The following is an 18,278-nucleotide window of genomic DNA, read 5'->3' on the forward strand; positions in this document are numbered from 1 at the left end:
GTTGGCCCCGGGCCGTTGGTGGCCTATGTCCTGGGCATCCTTGCCTGTGGCAGCTTGCCCGCGCTGCCAGAGCCTCTAATGGTTGCTGCAGTGGGGCTCATGGTATTGGCGCTCGCGGCAATGCTTCCCTGGCGGCGGGTCCTGATCCCGGTCGTCCTCGCCGGCATACTGGGAGCGCTGCTCGTGAGCTTTCAGGGGCATCGGTTGCTGGACAACCGGTTGCCCGAGAGTGCCCATGGCAGTGACCTGACACTCCCGCTGCGTATCGTGTCCCTGCCGGCGACCCGCGAATCGTCGGGGCACTTTGGCCGAACCTCCGGTATGGACATCCGTTTCAGCGCCGAGGTCCTTCCCACTGCAGCGCAACCGCAATACCGGGGCAAGCGGATCCGGCTCACCTGGTATCGGGCCGCCCCGGAAATCGTCCGGCAGCTTCAGGGCGGCACTGTCTGGTCGCTGCCCGTCCGTCTCAAGCGACCCCGTGGTAGCGTGAATCCGCATGGATTCGATGCTGAGGGCTGGATGCTGCGTCAGGGCGTGTATGCCACCGGATATGTCCGGCCCCGGGATGCGGAGCCTCGCCTGATCGGCCGCGAGCCCGGGCTCACAGCGATCCGGCAGTGGTTTCGTGAGCAGCTGGTCGCCAGTGAGCTAAACCAGCTCGACCTGATGCTGGCACTGGTGCTCGGTGATCGCAGTGGACTCTCTGTGGAGGATCAGCGGCGCCTGCGGGAGTCCGGTACCGCACACCTGATTGCTATTTCGGGGCTCCATGTCGGCATGGTTGCCGGGGCTGTGGCCCTGCTCGCCGGTTTGCTGGCGAGGCTGCTGGGGCTATGGTTCGGGCGGAGCCCAAGGATTCTGGTGCCGGGCTTTTCCCTGCTGGCGGCGGGTGCCTATGTGCTGCTGGCCGGTGCGCCGCTCTCCGCCCGGCGGGCGTTGGTCATGCTGCTGGTTTTCTTTGTTGCCTGGTACTGGCGCCGCAGGTTTCACAGTGGTTTTGCTTTTGCGGTTGCCCTGGCACTGGTACTGACGCTGCAGCCCTTCGCTTTTTATGGCCCCGGGTTCTGGTTGTCTTTTCTTGCCGTGGCTGCGCTGTTGGTTGGTTTCCGGGGCCGCTACCGGCTGTCGGGGAGCACGACAGGCGCCCCGTCCGGCGGGGTGCCGGTTGCCGCGTTCAGCCGCGGCGGTCAGTGGTTGCGGGAACTCCTGCGCAGCCAGTGGCTGATCGGGCTCACGCTTGCCCTGCCATCGCTGGTGTTTTTCCATGGTCTCGGCCTCTCCGGGTTCCTGTTCAACCTGATCGCCATTCCGTGGCTAGCCATCGGTATCCTCCCTCTGCTTTTAACCGGGACTCTGCTGGTGGGAACCGGGGCAGGGTGGTGGTGCCTGTCGCTGGCCAGCATGCAACTGGAAGCACTGATGGCGGTGCTGGGTGGTGCGGGACTGGCCGGAGAAACATGGCTAAGCGGCGGGCCCCCCGGCAGTCCCTGGCTATTGGCCCTCTATGCTGCAGGTCTGCTGTGGCTAGTGTTACCCGCAGGGATCCCGGGGAGGAACCTGGGTTGGGCAGTACCAATCCTGCTGATTGTCGACCTTTTTGTACCCTGGGTACCGCGGGACCAGGCACCGCCAACCCTGGAAGCGACGGTGCTGGATGTGGGGCAGGGGCTTTCCGTCGTCCTGCGGACACCGGCGCATGCGCTGGTCTACGACGCTGGTCCGGGTACGGCGGAGGGCTGGAACACCGGCAGCCAGATACTGGCGCCATTCCTGCTCGGGGAGGGCACCCGGAGTGTGGATTTGCTGGTGCTGAGCCATGGTGACAGCGATCACGCCGGAGGCTTTCATGGATTGACAGAGTCAATGTCGGTGACGGGCGTGAAAGCCCCCGGGGCGCTCGCTGAGAAGCTGGGAGGCTATTCCCCAGCCTCCGGCTCCCGCTGTATTGCCGGCGAGTCCAACAGGCTCGGTGACATGCGCATCAGTTGGTTGTGGCCGGATCGGTCGGATCTCAGCGGGGAGGAGAACGACCATAGTTGTGTCGCCCTGATCGAGTGGCACGGGCGGCGCGTGCTGCTGGCTGGGGATATTTCCAGCTCCGTGGAACGCCAGCTGGCGAGCCGGTACCCGGACTTGCCGGCGGTGGATTTGCTTGTGGCTCCCCACCACGGATCCCGCAGTTCGTCCTCTGACGCATTGCTGGCCTGGAGTCGGCCGGCAATGGTGGTGTTCAGCGCGGGCTATCGGCACCACTTCGGACATCCCCACCCCGAGGTGGTGGAGCGCTATAGCCGGCACGACACCCGGCTTTTCTCCACCGCTGAGAGCGGGGCAGTGACGATCCGCTGGGATTCCAGAACTGCAGAGGAACCCCGGGTCACCCTGGCCCGCGACGAAGGCCGGTTCTGGCATCGGCCCTGAGGACTCCCTCGCTGAGTACCCGTTCCAACAGACCTTGCGGCCTGTATCAAATTCCGAGCAAATTGCTCCGTCACCGGAACTCGGTGGTGAGATGTAGGTCCCATCCCCCTGCGGGAGCTGTGCTAAGTTCCCACCAATCCCGATGAGATAAGAAGTACCGGATATCCAACATGAGAAAAACTGCACTCTTCAGCGCCATCGCGGTGGCGGGCCTCGCTGCCAGCACCAGTGCGCTAGCATCCGAGTGGAAGTACACCCTGGGGACCGACATCAGCAGCGGTGACTACGGTGACAGCGCGGACACCGAGATTGTCAGCACCCCGTTCACAGTCAGCTATGCACCCTCCGACAAATGGACCTTCAAGGCGTCCATGCCCTTCGTCCAGATCGAGGGCCCGGGCGGCGTCGTACCCGGTGGCGACGGCGGTGTGATCGTCGGGCGTGGCAACGGCAATGGTGGCGGCGGCCCCCTGGGGCCCGGTAATGGCGGTGGCCAGCAGTCGGAAGAGATTGAAATGGTTTCCGAGTCCGGCCTCGGTGACCTGTGGCTGACCGGCACCTACAGCCTGGAACCGGTGGCAGAACGCTGGTTTTTTGACCTGTCTGCCAAGTACAAGGTCCCGACTGCCGATGCAGAGAAGGGGCTCGGTACCGGCGAGGCGGATTACACCCTGCAGGCCGAGGTATTCACCGTGGCCGGCAATTTCACGCCGTTTGCCACCGTCGCGCGGAAATTCAAGGGCGACCTGCCGGAAACTGAACTCAATGATGTGTGGTACACCTCCCTCGGTAGCGGCTATACGCTGACTGAAGCCAGCAGTGTCGGCATGTCGCTCGATTACCAGCAGGCGACCACCGAAACCAGTGATCCCTCCGCCGAGCTGTTCGGCTATTTCAACCACAAGCTCAACAGCCAGTGGAGCGCGATGGCTTACGCCTATATGGGCCTGGCTGACGGCAGCCCGGACCAGGGCTTCGGCTTTCAGCTGAGCTACCGCCCAGGAAATTAATGAATAAACAAACAGGAGAATGAACATGAGAATTCCGTTCAAAGCACGCGTCCTGCCCGCCGTGATGGCCGGCCTGCTGGCCGGTGGCCTGACGGCCTGGGCCGATGAAGACATGCCTGACACTAATACTGCAGAAGTTGAAGTGGTGGAGTCGGTTTCCGATGTGCCTTCAACCAAGATCTCGGGCTTCTTTGCCGATTTTCTCGGAGATGATGCCGATGCAACCGTAGAGGGGCTCCGCAACGGCACCATCGTTTGGGAAGACCTGTCCGGTGAGAGCGACACTGAGGGCGCTGCTGAGGTCGCAACGCCAGACGGTGGTATGCCTGACGGTGAGGATGTCGGAAATACCGGCATGGGCTACGGCAACGTCTTTATCACCCTGGCGCTGGCCGAACAGCTGGCTCAGCAGCTGGCCGAAGCTGCCGAGGCTGAGGCAGCCGAGGCAGAAACCCCCACCACTGAAACTGACACTGCGGAATTAGGGGGCGAAACCTCAACCCCGACCGCCCAGCAATTGGCCATCAACGACATTCTGTACATGCGTGAAGTTGAAGGCATGGGTTGGGGCCAGATCGCCAAGGATCTGGGCCTGAATCTGGGACAGGTCATCAGCGGCATCCGCTCCAACCGCCCGGAAAAGACTACCGAGGTTGAAGGCACCGCTGAAACCGCGAAGATGGAGAAGGGCGGTCGCCCGGACAAGGTGGCTGAGATGTCCAAAGGCGGGCGTCCGGATCACGCACAGAAGGCCGAGAAAGTAGCCAGTATGGAGCTTTCCGATCGACCGGCGAAAATCGACCGTCCGGACAAGCCTGAGCGCCCCGAGAAGCCCGAGCGCCCTGAGAAGCCGGCTAAACCCGAGCATCCCTGGAAATAAAACGGCCGGCCGGTACCTGTCGGCCTGGCATGATGAAAACCGTCCCCGGAAGCGGGGGCGGTTTTTTGCGTTTAGGGACGGGGCGCTTTCAGTCAGTGGTTTGTTGCCTGCTTCACAGCCGGAGGAAGTTGCCGCAATGGGGACTTAGACGCCGGCACCAGCTGTGGTAGAGTCTGAGGCCGCTATTCCCTTTGGCAGTTTTGGGGTCTGATAAAGTGCTCGAAATAATAAAATCCGGCGGCTGGCTGATGCTGCCCATTCTCCTCTGTTCCGTTGCGGTGATCGCCATCTGTATCGAGCGGCTGTGGACGCTCAACCCCCGTCGTATTGCGCCGCGGAGCCTGCTCGGCGAGGTCTGGGGCTGGTTGAAGAACAACCAGATGAACGGGGAAAAGCTCAAGTCCCTGCGGGACTCCAGCCATCTGGGTCGTATTTTTGCTGCGGGCCTGTCCAACTCCCGGCATGGCCGCGAGGTGATGAAAGACAGCATTGAAGAAGCCGCCAGCCAGGTCGTCCACGAGCTGGAGCGGTTCCTCGGTGCGCTGGGTACCATCGCTGCGGTTGCGCCACTGATCGGCCTGTTGGGCACGGTCGTGGGCATGATCCAGGTGTTTACGGCGATCATGCTTCAGGGCACTGGCAACGCGGGCGTACTCGCGGGTGGTATCAGCCAGGCCCTGATCACCACTGCTGCCGGCCTCACCGTGGCCATCCCCGCGCTGATGGCGCATCGCTACTTCCAGCGCAAGGTCGACGACATCGTGGTGACCATGGAGCAGGAAGCGGTAAAGCTGGTGGATGCCCTGCACAGTGACCGCCGTATCGAAGCCGTCTGAGCGGGGTAAGTCACATGCAGTTTCGCCGCCAGAAGCGGGAGCAGGACGGGGTCAACCTGACACCACTGATTGACGTGGTATTCCTGCTGCTGATCTTTTTCATGGTCTCCACCACCTTCACCAAGGAAAGCCACCTGAAGCTCAACCTGCCGGAGGCAGCGGGGCCCCAGGCGGAGGCTCAGCCCCTGACCATTGAGGTGCTTATCAATGCGGACGGCTCCTATGCCGTCGACGGTCGCGCCCTGATCAACAAAAAACTGGCTACCCTGAAATCGGCGCTGTCGGAAGTTTCCGCAGGCGAGTACAATCGCCCGCTTGTCATTACTGCTGACGCCACCGCGGAGCACCAGGCGGTGGTTCGCGCCATGGATGCCGCCGGCCAGCTTGGGTTTGTCCACCTCAGTATCACCACGCGGCAACCTGACGAAAACTAACGCCTCGCGAGAGGGCCTGCAGCGCAATCCGTCCCTGCCATCATCAGGGGCTTGCTGTCAGGCCCCGTCGGGCGAATCAGCGGCCCGGGCGCCGTATGGTTTGCTCGCAGGGAGCCCGGCCAAGAGTTTGTATGGACAGAGTTAAAACGCCGCCGCGCAAGCCTCAACGCGGTGCGGAAACCTACCGCCGCCTGCTTACCTACGCCCTGCCATACTGGCCGATATTTGCCCTGGCCGTATTCGGCTTCCTGCTTTTCTCCGTCATGGGTGTCAGCCTGATCGCGGTCACCGAGCTTCTGCTCGATGCCGTGGGTGCCGGTATTCAGGAAAGCCGCGGTTTCCTCGCCAAGATTGTCGCCGGTTATTTTCCCGGCGGTATCATGCCGCAGGAAACGGCCCGCTGGCTGATTCCCCTCGGCATGCTGCTGATTATCGTGCTCAGGGCCTGTGGCAACTTCATCGGCAGTTATGGCCTCGCTTACGTGGCGCGCGCGGTCATTCATCAGTTGCGCAGCGAGCTGTTCGTAAAAATCGGTGAATTGCCCAGTGCCTATTTCGACCGCTACACCGGCGCCTACCTGATTTCCAAGGTTTCCTACAACGTCGAGCAGGTCACCAACTCCATCACCAAGGCGGTGAAGGTGATGATCCGCGAGTCGTTCACCACCCTGGGCCTGCTGACTTACCTGCTGCTGGTGAACTGGAAACTCACCCTGACCTTCTTTCTTTTTGCGCCCATCATCGCGCTGATCGTGCGTGTCGTGGGCAAGCGTTTCCGCAAGCTGAGCCACCGCATCCAGAACACCATGGGCGACGTGACCCACGTTACCCAGGAGGCCATCAACGGTTATCACGTCGTGCGGATGTATGGTGGGCAGGCCTATGAAAACAAGCGCTTTGCCCAGGCCAGTGACAATAACCGGCAACAGTTCATGAAGCTGGTGGTGGCGGATAACACCAGCGTGTCGGTGATCCAGATTCTCGTCGGGCTCTCTACGGCGACTATCGTGTGGCTGGCATTGGCACCCGGGATGGTGGAATCCATGACCGCCGGCGTTTTCGCCGCCTATATCGGTGCGGCCGCCTCACTGGCCAAGCCAGTGCGCAGCCTCTCCGAGGTATTTGCGGATATTCAGCGCGGCATTGCCGCGGCGGAAAGCATTTTCGAAGTCTTCGATGCACCCAAAGAACCCGCGGGCGGAGCCCTGGCACTGCCGGACCCGGTCCGCGGTGCCGTGACATTCGAACACCTGGGCTTTAGCTACGACCCGGCGTCGGCGCCGGTACTGAGCGACATCGACTTTGCCGTGGAGCCCGGCCAGACCGTGGCGCTGGTAGGCGCGTCCGGATCGGGCAAGTCCACCCTGGTGAGCCTGCTGGCGCGTTTCTATGAGCCGACCCAGGGCCGGATCTTGATCGACGGCGTGGACATTGCCGAGGTGCCGCTGACGGAAGTGCGACGGCAGATCAGTATGGTTTCCCAGAGCATCGTGCTGTTCAATGACACGGTCTACAACAACATCGCCTACGGCGAGCTGGCCGATGCGTCGCCGGATGCGGTCAGGCGCGCAGTGGAGCTGGCGCACGCCTCGGACTTCGTGGAAGATCTTCCGGATGGAATGGATACGGTTCTTGGCGACAACGCACAGATGCTGTCCGGAGGCCAGCGCCAGCGCCTCGCCATTGCCAGGGCGCTGCTGAAGGATGCGCCGATTCTGATCCTGGACGAGGCCACCTCGGCGCTCGACAATGAATCCGAGCGCCATATCCAGGCGGCACTGGCTGAGGTCATGAAAAATCGCACCACTTTCGTTATCGCGCACCGGCTCAGCACGATTGAAAATGCGGACCGTATCCTGGTGATGGAGCAGGGCCGTATCATCGAGAGCGGTAATCACGAAACACTATTGGCAAGTGGCGGTCGCTACGCGACCTTACTGCAGCAGCAGACGGCGGGGTAAGGATGTCACTGGAAGACTGGTTCAACAATCGCTGGTACCCATCCGAGGGGAGGGCCGCCAGCGGCCTGCCGCTGCTGGCCCCGGTAGAGGGCCTGTACCGCCTGGCCCTGAAAGGCCGCAAGAGCTGGGCCAGGTCCCACGAACCGGAGCCGCTGTCGGTGCCGGTGATCGTGGTCGGCAACATCACCGCCGGCGGCGCCGGCAAGACGCCCCTCGTTGCAGAGCTCGCCCGCTGGTTGCATGAGCGGGGTATGAATCCGGGTATTGTCAGCCGCGGCTACGGTGGCCGGGCGAAGAGCTATCCCTACCAGGTGACAGAGCAGTCCCACCCGCTGGAGTCCGGTGACGAGCCGTTGATGCTGCGCCTGGTGACCGGCCTGCCGGTGATGGTGTCGCCGAACCGGGCGGAGGCCGCGCAGGCGCTGATCGATTATCACCAGTGTGACGTGATCCTGTCCGATGATGGGCTGCAGCACTACGGTCTCTGGCGCAGCCTGGAGATTTGCGTCATCGACGGTCAGCGCGGTTTCGGTAACGGCCGCCTGCTGCCTCGTGGGCCCTTGCGCGAGCCGGTATCCCGCCTAGATCACGTGGATCTGGTCATCAGTAATGGGGAGCCCGCCGAGAGGGTGCGTGAGCAGTGCGGCGACCGCCTGGACTTCACCATGGAGCTTGAGCCGGCGTGCTGGCACCAGTTCAACCTGGACCAGACCTCCACCCTGAAACTGGAATCCGGCCCTGAGCCCGGCCCGGTCCACGGCGTGGCGGCGATTGGTAATCCCCAGCGGTTCTTCCGTACTTTGAAAAAACTCGGGTACGAAGTCATGGAGGCGGCCTTCACTGACCACCACGAGTTCTCACTGCAGGAGCTGCAGTTTGACGGAGTCACACCGGTGATGATGACCATGAAGGACGCCGTGAAATGTCGCGACTTCTGGCAGACCTTCTGGTGGGCACTGGAAGTGCGGGCGCGGTTGCCGGATTTGTTTTACCAGAAGATTCACCAGCATATTCAGGGCTTTGCCAGGCATGACTGATCCCGTTTCTTTTGATGTTGTAATCCCGGCCCGCTTTGGCTCCAGCCGCCTTCCCGGCAAGCCACTGGCGGACATCGGCGGCAAGCCGATGATCCAGCATGTCTACGAGCGCGCCGGCGAGAGCTCGGCGCAGCGGGTCGTCGTGGCGACCGACGATATGCGTGTGGCCGAGGCTGTGCAGGCCTTTGGCGGCGAGGTCTGCATGACCTCCGCGGACCACGCCTCCGGCACTGACAGACTGCAGGAAGTCGCAGCGAACCTGGGGTTGGCCGGGGACCGCATCATCGTCAATGTGCAGGGCGACGAGCCCCTGATTCCTGCAGCGGTCATTGATCAGGTTGCTGGGAATCTCGCCCGTAATACTTCCGCTGGTGTCGCGACCCTGGCGGAGCCAATCGAGTCCCTGGAGGACTTCCGCAATCCAAACATCGTCAAGGTTGTCGCCTCCGAGAGCGGGCTGGCACGCTACTTTTCCCGTGCACCCATCCCCTGGCCACGGGATGCGTTTGCCATCGAGCGGCAGGAGTTGCCCGAGGGGCTGATCGCCCGCCGACATATTGGTATCTACGCCTACCGCGTCGCATTGCTGAATCGCTTCGTCGGCTGGCCCATGGCACCGCTGGAGCAGTTCGAGTGCCTGGAGCAACTCCGTTTCCTCTACCACGACGAGCAGATCCACGTGGACGATGCCCTTGAACAGGTCCCGGGTGGGGTGGATACCGAGGCGGATCTGGAGCGCATGCGGAGGTTGCTGGCGCAATGATCCGGCGGGATGTCGACCTCCAGCCCTTCAACACCATGGCCATCCGCGCCCGTGCCGCGCACTACGCGCGGGTAGGTGACCAGGATGAGCTGCAGGAGGCCCTGGAGTTTGCCCGCCGCCAGCGCCTGCCGATCCTGCCGCTGGGCGGGGGCAGCAACATCGTGCTCACCGGGGATTACCCGGGCCTGGTGCTGCATGTGGACCTGCAGGGGCTCACGGTAGAGGAGGACTCCCGTGGCGCCCTGGTGACGGCGGCGGCGGGGGAGAACTGGCATCGGCTGGTGATGCACACCGTATCGCGCAAACTGGGCGGGCTGGAAAACCTGGCTTTGATACCCGGTCGTGTTGGGGCGGCGCCGATCCAGAATATCGGTGCCTATGGCGTGGAGCTTCGGGATACCTTCGAGGACCTGACCGCGGTGCATATTGCCTCGGGTGAGCTGCACGACTTTAGCCGCGCGGATTGTCATTTCGCCTATCGCGACAGTGTCTTCAAAGGGGCGGCACGGGATCAGTACATCATCACCCGGGTGCGCATGCGCCTGCCCAGCCAGTGGCAGCCCAGGGTGGACTATCCGGCCCTGCAGGAATATCTCGAGTCACATGCCGTCGATGTCGGCGCGCTTACCCCGGCAAGGATTGCTGAGGCAGTCACCGCCGTGCGTCGCTCGAAGCTGCCCGACCCGCAGGACATTCCCAATGCCGGCAGTTTTTTCAAGAATCCCCTGGTGGAGGATGCACTCTACCAGCGTCTGAAAAGCGAGCATCCTGACCTGGTTGCCTACCCTGCCGGGGAGCGCTGGAAGCTCGCTGCGGGCTGGCTGATCGACCGGGCTGGCTGGCGCGGTCGCAGAATCGACAATGTCGGTGTCCACGACCGCCAGGCCCTGGTGCTGGTCAACCCGGGCCGCGGTACCGGTGCCGAAATCACCGGCCTGGCCCGCCGTATCGCCGCGGATATCCATGACCGGTTTGGCGTGGATCTGGAGCCGGAGCCCCGCTACTACCCTTGAATCAGCCCTTCGGGTGCTTCCTGGTTCTTCGATCTGTCGGCGGGGAAGGGGGCGCTCGAAGGTGATCCCACGACGAGGAGACAGTGGACGAGCGCACTTTTCGCGAGCGGGCAAAGGACCTGCTGGCCCGGCATTCCCGCAGTCGGCTGGTCCAGTTGCCACCGGGTTGTGGCCTGCTGGTAGACGATTGGCTCCCCCCGGATGAAGCCGATGCCCTGATGGGCCACTGCCTGGAGTCGCTGCAGTGGGAGCGTCCTCATGTTCGCCTGTTCGGCCGGGAATACCGGATTCCCCGCCGGCACGCGTTCGTTGGCGATGCCACGGTGCGGTACCGCTGGTCCGGCCTGGAACAGCGTCCTGAAGCCTGGACCCCACCGCTGGCGGCTCTGCGGGAGCGCCTGCAGGCGGCCGGATTTGCCTTCAACTCGATCCTCGTCAATCACTACCGCAATGGCGCTGATGGCATGGGCTGGCATGCGGACAACGAGCGTGAGTTGGGGGAGGCCCCGGTAGTAGCGACCGTCAGCCTTGGTGAAGTCCGCCGCCTGTCTTTCCGGGAGCGGGGAGGGGAAGGGCGTGAGGCGTTCGACCTGCCATCCGGTTCTTTACTGCTCACCTCCGGCGCCGTGCAGCACCACTGGCAGCACCAGATCGCCAAGAGCCGCCGGCAGCTGGGGGCGCGTATCAGCCTTACTTTCCGTTATATCCATTCTATCGGGTAAGAGCATTTCATTTCAGGGTGCTGGCTGCGCTTTGCGCCCGCTGCTTTGTCTGGTATGTTGCCTTAGGGCTCTGTAAAAGGAACTTTGCGCGGCATGACCGCGCAGAGCAATAACAAGAAAACAGCGAAGTAATGAAGGCGCTTGCGGTCTGGGAGACGCGCGTCGCGGTCGCTATGAGATCCGCAGTTGGGGCTATTTTGATAAGAGTCTTAGTGGTTGACGATCACGACCTCGTGCGTATGGGAATCACACGCATGCTGGGTGATGTCGACGATATCCAGGTGGTGGGCGAAGCGAAATCCGGGGAGGAGGCGCTCGCCTTTGCCCGTCAAGAAGAGTTCGACGTCATCCTGATGGACGTTAAAATGCCCGGCATGGGTGGCCTCGAGGCAACCAGGAAGTTGCTGACTCGTTTTCCCGACATCAAGGTGATCGCTGTCAGCGCTCTCGATGATGATGTGTTCCCCGGGCGGCTCCTGCAGGCAGGGGCCCGCGGTTACGTGACCAAGGGGGCGGATCTGGAAGAAATGGTGCGGGCCATTCGCACAGTCCAGGCTGGTGAGGTCTTCATCAGCAGTTCCATGGCGACCAAGATGGCCATGCGCAATGTTTCCGGAAAGACCGAACATGCCTCTCCTTTCGACGACCTTTCCGAACGCGAGTTGCAGACCGCGGTTTTGATCGTCAATGGCAGCAAGGTGGCTGAGATCGCCGATACTCTCGCTGTCAGCCCCAAGACCGTCAACAGCTACCGCTACCGGATCTTCGACAAACTCGGCATTCACAGTGATGTCGAACTGACCCTGCTGGCGGTAAAATATCACCTGCTGGATCCGGAAGCAGTGTTCTGAAATCACTTTCGTGATGTCCGTCTACGCTGGTTTCCGGTGCGAAGTTTGACCCGTTCCAGGCAGTTCAATGACGGAAATCAAGGTCCCGGAAGGGACGTCTCCTTTTGACAGCAAGCGTTTCCTGCAGACGGTAACCCGTCAGCCGGGCGTCTACCAGATGTTCGACAGCGAAGGCCGCATCCTCTACGTGGGCAAGGCCAAGAATCTTCGCAATCGCCTTTCCAGTTATTTCCGAGCCACCGGGCTGACCGTCAAGACCATGGCGCTGGTGCAGCGCATTGCCAGTATCGAGGTCACGGTGACCCGCAGCGAGACCGAGGCGCTCGTTCTGGAGCAGAGCCTCATCAAGTCTCAGCATCCGCCGTACAACGTCATGCTCAGGGATGACAAGGGTTACCCTTACATCTTTCTTTCCAGTCGGGACACTTATCCCCGTATTGCCCTGCACCGGGGCGCCAAGCGCAAAAAAGGTCAGTATTTCGGTCCCTATCCCAACGCTCATTCCGTGCGCGACAGCCTGAACTTTCTGCAGAAGACCTTCCGCATCCGCTCCTGCGAGGACAGCGTGTTCCGCAATCGCTCACGCCCTTGCCTGCAGTACCAGATCGAGCGCTGTACCGCTCCTTGTGTCGGTTATATCAGTGAGGAGGATTACCAGGCCGATGTACGCCACGCTGAGATGTTTCTGACTGGCAAGAGCGACAGCATCATCCGCGAGCTGGCAGATGAAATGGATCAGGCTTCGAAGGCCCTGGAGTTCGAGAAAGCGGCTCGCTTGCGGGACCAGATCGGGGCACTGCGCCAATTGCATGCGGACCAGGTTGCGGAGCGGGACCGTGGCGATGTGGATGTGCTCGGCGTCGCCAGCCAGGGTGGCGCGTGCTGCGTGCATATCCTGTTTATTCGCCAGGGGCGTATTCTGGGCAGCCGCAGTTACTTCCCGGATGAGCGCCTGGGGCTCTCGCCTTCAGAGCTTCTCTCTGAATTCATGCCCCAGTTCTATATCGGCAGCCAGCGCGAAGTGCCGAGGGAGATATTCACCTCCGAGCCAATCGAAGATGTTGAGCCCATCCAGGAGGCGTTGCGCCAGCAAAGTGGCAGGGAGGTGTCGATTCTTCACCGGCTACGGGGAGCCCGGGCGACCTGGGTCACCATGGCCCAGGAAGCGGCAGCACAGAACCTGACCAGCCGTACGGCGGCGCAGCAGAAGCTGCAGGGACGTTTTGAGTCCCTCCAGGAGGCCCTGAACCTGGAGCAGGTGCCAGAGAGGCTGGAGTGCTTCGATATCAGCCATTCCTCGGGGGAGGCGACGGTGGCTTCCTGCGTCGTGTTCGATACCGGCGGACCCGTGAAGTCAGATTACCGCCGCTTCAACATTGAAGGCATCACTGCGGGTGATGATTATGCGGCCATGGCCCAGGCGCTCAAGCGCCGCTACACGCGGCTGGCCAGTGGAGAGGGCAAGTTTCCCAATATTCTGCTGATCGATGGTGGCAAGGGGCAGGTGCGGCAGGCGGTGGAAACCCTGGATGAGCTGGGCGTGGTCGGGGTGCAAATCATCGGCGTAGCCAAGGGAACCACCCGCAAGGCCGGGTTTGAGACCCTGCACATCGTCGCTGAGGGGCGGGAACTGGTGCTGTCTGCAGATTCGCCTGCGCTCCACCTGATCCAGCAGGTCAGGGATGAGGCCCATCGTTTTGCGATCACCGGTCATCGACAGCGTCGCGACAAAAAGCGCCGCGAGTCGCCGCTGGAAGGGATTCCGGGCATTGGTCCTGCGCGCCGTAGGGCGCTACTGCGACACTTTGGTGGCCTGCGCGAGATCAAGCGCGCCACTGTTGAGGAGCTCTCCTCGGTTGATGGAGTCAGCCGTAAACTGGCGCAGGATATATACTCCGCACTGCACAGCCATTAATACTGAGTAGACTGCCAGGAATCTGCGGGGCGGCGCGTAAAGTTCCCTTTTGGGCGTCGACTTGGTAACTTACGCGCACCGCAAGCACAGGGAAAAGCATGACTCTCGCCAACAAACTCACATTGCTACGTGTCGCGTTAATACCGGTGTTCGTGCTGGTTTTTTATCTTCCCTATAAATGGAGTTATTTCGCTTCTGCGATAATTTTCTCCGCCGCCGCCATCACCGACTGGCTCGATGGCTATCTGGCGCGCAAGCTCGACCAGAGCACCCCCTTTGGAGCGTTCCTCGATCCGGTTGCCGACAAGCTGATGGTTGCGACTGCGCTCGTCCTGCTGGTGGGCCTGCATCAGAATGCCTGGTTTACCATCGCAGCGGCAATCATCATCGGCCGGGAAATTGCGGTGTCAGGTTTGCGGGAGTGGATGGCAGAGCTGGGCAAGCGCAGCAGCGTCGCAGTGTCTTTCGTTGGCAAGATAAAGACCACGGCGCAAATGGCTGCGATCATCGTGCTGCTGGCGTTTGATGTGCGCGATTACCCGATAATGGAGACCATCGGTTACATTCTCCTCTACTTAGCCGCGACCCTGACGCTGTACACCATGGTGATGTACCTGCGGGCAGCCTGGCCCGACCTCACCGCAGACGACAACAGCGGCAGCTGACCGTTGACTCCTGCCGGGGGCCTGCGAAAGCCAAGGGGTCCCGGCCTTCTTCCTCTTCACAAGACAGTTTCACCCGGCCAGCGGGCACTTTGGGTGCGCGTCCAGACGCATTCTTTCGAACTTTTACTGTATTGATTGGGGGATGATTGGTGCCCGGGGCGGGACTTGAACCCGCAAGCCTATAGAGGCGAGGGATTTTAAATCCCTTGTGTATACCAATTTCACCACCCGGGCGGGGTAGCTGGGCGAGAGGCTTTGCCGGGTCGGCTTGCCGCGGGTTTTCTCGCTGTGCGCCCACTCAATAGACTTGAGCGGGAGGGAAAATGGAGGCTAGGGTCGGAATCGAACCGGCGTACACGGAGTTGCAGTCCGCTGCATGACCACTCTGCCACCTAGCCTTAGGGGATACCGCCTGGAGCGGTAAAAGCGCGAGGATTCTAGCGGATTGAGCCGAAAAATCCTAGCGTTTTCTGATACTTACGCGCCTCAAGGCGAGCAAGAGCGCGCTATTCTAGGGGGTCGGTGAGATTAGTCAAGCACTCTGGGGGCAGGGAGTCATACCGGTCACAATCGTGCCCGGAATCTGCCCAACTGGACGGGGAGTTCGGCCTGACAGGTTAGAGCCCCGGGAACTTGTGATTCGTAATACTTGGCTGGTCTGTTATTGCGATTCGATCTTGGGCGGAGGGATCTGTTGGCTGGCTATTCGCGAATATTGTTCGATACTTTTTGATAACTGGCCTGCGCGACCCCCAACGCGCTCGGTAAGGCCGGTAGGGCGCTCCCCGGAGCCTTGCCCGCTGAATTTGTTCAGGATGAAATCCTCCAAGTTTCACTCCTAATGGTCTTGGCCCTGACGCTCTCCCCCCCCCCCCCGTCGTCAGGGCTTTTTTTTGCCTGTAATTTACGGCTACCGGTCCGCGAGGCTTTCCTCTGAGAGTGCTTCAACCGGTTTCCCTGCGGCCTTCTCAGCCAGGCGGCGGAACTGGGCAAGGGTTACCTTACCGCGCTCTTTCGCCAACCCGCGGGCTACATCATCGATGCTCGCCCGGTTGTCGCTGGCCGATCTGATCTCCCGGTCCACTGCCGCCATGATAACCGCGGCCCGCGCCGTTGTAGCTCCGCTCGATCGTTTCCTGAACAGTGAGCGGGATTTCTGGCCCCACTCCTCAAGCCCCTCCAGTGCCTCCTGATAACGGTCGTCACTGATACCGCCAGACCGCCGGAGAATTTCCAGGGCATAGAATTCGGCCAGTCCCTCAACGATCCAGTCGCTCTGGCCGTCCCCACGGATACCTGTGGCAACGTGGACCAGTTCGTGGATCAGGCTGCTGGTCCGGTTGCCACTGATCAGGGGACGGTCGGCATGCATAAACAGCGACCGGGTTCCCGAGAGTCCACCCAGCCACATGGGATCCCCCGCCATTACAACCAAAAGGCGTTCCGGGAACTCAGGGAAGACTTTCACTACCTCGGGCAGGTTCCAGTTCAGGAAGGCGAGGGCATCCTGGCGGCGGATATTGTCGCCGAGAGGGGCGGCAACACGAGTGCTGACCCCGGCAATGATGTCCTGTCGACTGCCGATCTTGCCAATAATCATCCAGCCCTTCGGGCGCTTGAAGCGGCGCCCGGGATCCTTGATCCGGAACCGGTCCCCGGAGACCTCCTCGTAAGGCAGGGCGGCAGACCAGGCCTTGGGCATCTCCAGCTGCAAATAAGCACGAGAGCGAAGCCCGGCCGGAAGTGTGGCGGAAATCGGCGGGATCAACTTGTCGGTCCGCAGAATTGCCCAGTCCGGGGTAATGCGGGAGTCATAGCTGCCCGAAGCCTTCTGCTCGTCAATGCGAAACTGGTAGTTGAGAGTGGCCTTGTCTCCGCTGGGCCGCCAGGTGGCCTTATCACCCTTGATCTCAAGGGGATCGGTCGTTTGAAGATCGCTGTGGCGATCCTCATCCAGGTGCAGGACCAGCTTGCGGGGCAGCTCCGCACCCCTCAGCTGGATGCGAACCTCGGCCACACCCTGCCCGGGCTTGATCTCGGCGATATAGTCGATGTCGAATCGCTCGGCGGCGCGGGATACGCTGCTGGAGATCACCAACCACACGGTCAGGAAAAGGATGACGGAGTTGAGCCTGTGTAAAACCATCTTGCTCCCGGTGCTTTATTGATTTCGAGATTGGACAGGGAATAAGCCGACTAGTGCCGTGCAGTGTACGACAGTTTGTGGGAATCTCTGACTGGTCGTTCCAAGTGGGGCAGGTCACTGTTGCCAGCTTCAGTCGGGCTTCAGACACCAGCTTGTCGAGTTCGGCTTCAAGGCTCGGGGCACGGTCTGCTGCCTTGCCCTTAGCCTTCAGTGAACGTTCAAAGCACTTGTTGACCGACGATCTCTCGACCATCGACTAGTCGGACTACCATCGCGCACAATTCATTTCGTCAGACATCAAGAGAGCGGGCCTGAATACCCCTGGTCCAAGACCGCCAGGCGACACCCAGGTTGAATTAGGGGAGGAGGGGCGATGTTGTCTACTCATTGAACACCTCTTTCTCCGGCGGCGACTGCATAATCTAAATCGGTATCCGGTATCCGGTATCCGGTATCCGGTATCCGGTATCAGTAGACCACTACAGACAGCATAAAAAGGAAAGTGGGGGTATACGCTAGATTTTTCTCATAAAAGTCAGGCAAAGGGTGCGCGATTTCCCGCGTCACCCTGTGCTCCGCGTTCGGAATCTTGAGGCTCTTTCATGCAGAATCCCGAGGTTCACTGCCCGGAAGACTGAACTTCAGATTGTTCCACTTTGAGAAAAAGATCTTGGTAGGGCTCCAGGGGGGCTCCACCGTTGATCATTACCCCGACAGGCTTCCCTGCCGGCAATGCCTGGGTGGCAACGTGTTTCATGAAGGGGCCGTCACTGCCATAGCTGTTTCCGAAAGCAGCGAGCACGACCACCTGTTTGCCGGGATGTTGCCGTTTGGTCGCCGCAACGATAGAGGTCAGCTTCTCGACCTTGCCATTAGCCCAGGTAACGGGGTAGACGATTTCTTCCGTCAGGCGGCCGTCTTCTATCTTCACCTCAACCCCGTTGAACCGCTCTTTCGGCAAGCCAAGGGTCGAAGCCGCGGCATCGACGAAAATATCAGGGCTGGCGGATATCACATGGTTCTGGATGCCGTTCTTCTCAAGGGCATTCAGTATTTTGATCGAGGACTTGAAGAAATAGTTTTGCAAGACATCTTCAAAGTGGTTGCGTGCCAGCGATGAAACGTCCTTCTCCCGGCTGCCTCGCAGCATCTGAGGCAGGAAGGGGTAGGAAATCCACGGTCCGATGTTTTCTTCCAAAACGACGTAATCTTTCCAGAAACGAGGTAGACCCTCCTCGCGATCGTAAATTTGTGAGTAGCCGGACTCGATGGCCAGCTCAGTCAAACCTCTGTAAATCGTCTTATCGTCGATACGCAAGCCACCTGCGCAATCCCCCTTCAGGATCGTGTCGTCAAAATCCCAGAAAGCCAAAAAGACGAATTGGTCAGATTCGGATTTCTCCGCGTTGTCGATTATGGCAAGCCTGGCCTCCAGGATGTGCGAAATCACATGATCAGCATGGGCCTCCTCTGCACTTGCGCTTTGATAAAACACAGGCATGCAAATTGCCAGCGCCAACGCCATTCTCCACTTCATCTTCATTACCCTTCGAAATAGCCTGTAGTAAAAAAGTGTAGATCGTGGTGACTTCGTGGCTTGCAGATCACTTACTCACAGATA

General features: G+C 60.8%; 15 protein-coding genes and 2 tRNA genes. 13 read left to right on the forward strand and 4 right to left on the reverse strand.

The window, feature by feature from the left end; translation table 11 throughout:
• Nucleotides 1–78: 78 nt before the first annotated feature.
• The 13 genes from LVD12_RS00710 to pgsA all read left to right on the forward strand — a co-directional run bounded on the left by LVD12_RS00710 (nt 79) and on the right by pgsA (nt 14,511).
• Nucleotides 79–2,424 carry a DNA internalization-related competence protein ComEC/Rec2 gene (locus LVD12_RS00710; RefSeq protein ID WP_237064870.1) on the forward strand — a complete coding sequence of 782 codons (2,346 nt, stop codon included), beginning with the start codon at nt 79–81 and terminating at the stop codon, nt 2,422–2,424.
• A gap of 170 nt (nt 2,425–2,594) precedes the next feature.
• Entirely contained in the window at nt 2,595–3,434 is an 840-nt protein-coding gene (locus LVD12_RS00715; protein WP_237064872.1) for a hypothetical protein, read from the forward strand.
• Nucleotides 3,435–3,459: 25 nt separating this feature from the next.
• On the forward strand, nt 3,460–4,314 hold the full coding sequence (locus LVD12_RS00720) for a hypothetical protein (protein WP_237064874.1): 855 nt from the start codon (nt 3,460–3,462) through the stop codon (nt 4,312–4,314).
• A gap of 215 nt (nt 4,315–4,529) precedes the next feature.
• Nucleotides 4,530–5,150, forward strand: coding sequence for a MotA/TolQ/ExbB proton channel family protein (locus tag LVD12_RS00725; protein ID WP_237064876.1), 621 nt, complete (start codon nt 4,530–4,532; stop codon nt 5,148–5,150).
• A 14-nt stretch (nt 5,151–5,164) separates the two neighbouring features.
• On the forward strand, nt 5,165–5,584 hold the full coding sequence (locus LVD12_RS00730; RefSeq protein WP_237064878.1) for an ExbD/TolR family protein: 420 nt from the start codon (nt 5,165–5,167) through the stop codon (nt 5,582–5,584).
• 131 nt (nt 5,585–5,715) lie between these two features.
• Nucleotides 5,716–7,545 (forward strand): lipid A export permease/ATP-binding protein MsbA, encoded by a 1,830-nt coding sequence (gene msbA, locus LVD12_RS00735; protein ID WP_237064880.1) that lies wholly within the window; start codon nt 5,716–5,718, stop codon nt 7,543–7,545.
• 2 nt (nt 7,546–7,547) lie between these two features.
• Complete coding sequence (gene lpxK, locus LVD12_RS00740; protein ID WP_237064881.1) at nt 7,548–8,582, forward strand: tetraacyldisaccharide 4'-kinase; 1,035 nt, start codon at nt 7,548–7,550, stop codon at nt 8,580–8,582.
• Nucleotides 8,575–9,345: a 3-deoxy-manno-octulosonate cytidylyltransferase gene (gene kdsB / locus LVD12_RS00745; protein WP_237064882.1), complete on the forward strand. Its 771-nt coding sequence runs from the start codon at nt 8,575–8,577 to the stop codon at nt 9,343–9,345. The genes lpxK and kdsB overlap by 8 nt, the downstream gene beginning before the upstream one ends.
• Entirely contained in the window at nt 9,342–10,358 is a 1,017-nt protein-coding gene (murB, locus tag LVD12_RS00750; RefSeq protein WP_237064883.1) for a UDP-N-acetylmuramate dehydrogenase, read from the forward strand. The genes kdsB and murB overlap by 4 nt, the downstream gene beginning before the upstream one ends.
• Nucleotides 10,359–10,441: 83 nt before the next feature.
• Nucleotides 10,442–11,080 carry an alpha-ketoglutarate-dependent dioxygenase AlkB family protein gene (locus tag LVD12_RS00755; RefSeq protein WP_237064884.1) on the forward strand — a complete coding sequence of 213 codons (639 nt, stop codon included), beginning with the start codon at nt 10,442–10,444 and terminating at the stop codon, nt 11,078–11,080.
• A gap of 212 nt (nt 11,081–11,292) precedes the next feature.
• Nucleotides 11,293–11,931 carry a response regulator gene (locus tag LVD12_RS00760; RefSeq protein WP_439651309.1) on the forward strand — a complete coding sequence of 213 codons (639 nt, stop codon included), beginning with the start codon at nt 11,293–11,295 and terminating at the stop codon, nt 11,929–11,931.
• Between the two features lie 67 nt (nt 11,932–11,998).
• Complete coding sequence (gene uvrC, locus LVD12_RS00765; RefSeq protein ID WP_237064887.1) at nt 11,999–13,846, forward strand: excinuclease ABC subunit UvrC; 1,848 nt, start codon at nt 11,999–12,001, stop codon at nt 13,844–13,846.
• 98 nt (nt 13,847–13,944) lie between these two features.
• A complete protein-coding gene (gene pgsA / locus LVD12_RS00770) occupies nt 13,945–14,511 on the forward strand; it encodes a CDP-diacylglycerol--glycerol-3-phosphate 3-phosphatidyltransferase (RefSeq protein ID WP_237064889.1) in 567 nt (188 codons plus the stop codon).
• A 147-nt stretch (nt 14,512–14,658) separates the two neighbouring features.
• Here pgsA and LVD12_RS00775 read toward each other — a convergent pair.
• From LVD12_RS00775 to LVD12_RS00790, 4 genes are all read right to left on the reverse strand, one after another.
• A tRNA-Leu gene (locus LVD12_RS00775) sits at nt 14,659–14,745 on the reverse strand.
• A gap of 90 nt (nt 14,746–14,835) precedes the next feature.
• A tRNA-Cys gene (locus LVD12_RS00780) sits at nt 14,836–14,909 on the reverse strand.
• A 512-nt stretch (nt 14,910–15,421) separates the two neighbouring features.
• Complete coding sequence (locus LVD12_RS00785; protein ID WP_237064891.1) at nt 15,422–16,657, reverse strand: hypothetical protein; 1,236 nt, start codon at nt 16,655–16,657, stop codon at nt 15,422–15,424.
• Between the two features lie 619 nt (nt 16,658–17,276).
• Entirely contained in the window at nt 17,277–18,194 is a 918-nt protein-coding gene (locus LVD12_RS00790) for an HAD family hydrolase (protein ID WP_237064893.1), read from the reverse strand.
• Nucleotides 18,195–18,278: the final 84 nt, after the last annotated feature.

It is taken from the genome of Microbulbifer guangxiensis, assembly GCF_021729075.1.
GTDB lineage: Bacteria > Pseudomonadota > Gammaproteobacteria > Pseudomonadales > Cellvibrionaceae > Microbulbifer > Microbulbifer guangxiensis.